Annotated in this window: 1 protein-coding gene; it reads left to right on the top strand. The window is 71.4% G+C overall.

Features of this window, described 5'->3' with window-relative positions:
* Positions 1-38 precede the first annotated feature (38 nt).
* Positions 39-608: phosphopantetheine-binding protein (locus ACFWJO_RS39500; RefSeq protein WP_386873097.1), on the top strand; the 570-nt coding region annotated here is incomplete at its 3' end.

The raw sequence follows: 608 nt of genomic DNA, 5'->3' as shown, positions 1-608 counted from the left end.
CCAAGATTCTTTTTGTGGGTTTGGGGGGGGGGGGGGGGGTGGGAGAGGTGGAGGAGGTGTGGGTGCTGGGGCCGGGGGTGGGGGCGGCGGTGGTGGTGGTGGGTGAGGGTGGTCGGTGGGTGGGGTATGTGGTGCCGGAGGTGGGGGTGCGGGTGGATCCGGGTGTGGTGGTGGAGTTTGCGGGGTCGGTGTTGCCGGGGGGTGTGGTGCCGTCGGTGGTGGTGGTGTTGGGGGAGTTGCCGGTGACGGCGAGTGGGAAGGTGGATCGTGCCGCACTCCCCGCACCGGACGTGGCGCGTGGACCGCACCGCGCGCCGCGGACAGCGACGGAAGAAACGCTGGCGTCGGTGTTCGCCGAAGTGCTCGGCGTCGACCAGGTCGGCTTGGACGAGTCGTTCTTCGCGCTGGGCGGCGACAGCATCATGTCGATCCAGTTGGTGGCCCGCGCGAAGGCCGCGGGTCTGATCCTCTCCCCGCGGGACGTGTTCGAGCGCAGGACCGTCGCCGGTCTCGCCGAGGTGGCCCACTACGAGCGCGCGGATGCCGTGGTGCTGGAGGAACTGCCCGGCGGTGGCGTCGGCCCGGTCCCGCTGACACCCGTCGTCGCG

The organism is Streptomyces sp. NPDC127092 (assembly GCF_042722475.1).
Taxonomy (GTDB): domain Bacteria; phylum Actinomycetota; class Actinomycetes; order Streptomycetales; family Streptomycetaceae; genus Streptomyces.
Note: the sequence above shows the minus strand (reverse complement) of the source record. Positions and strands in the feature narration are given on the sequence as shown.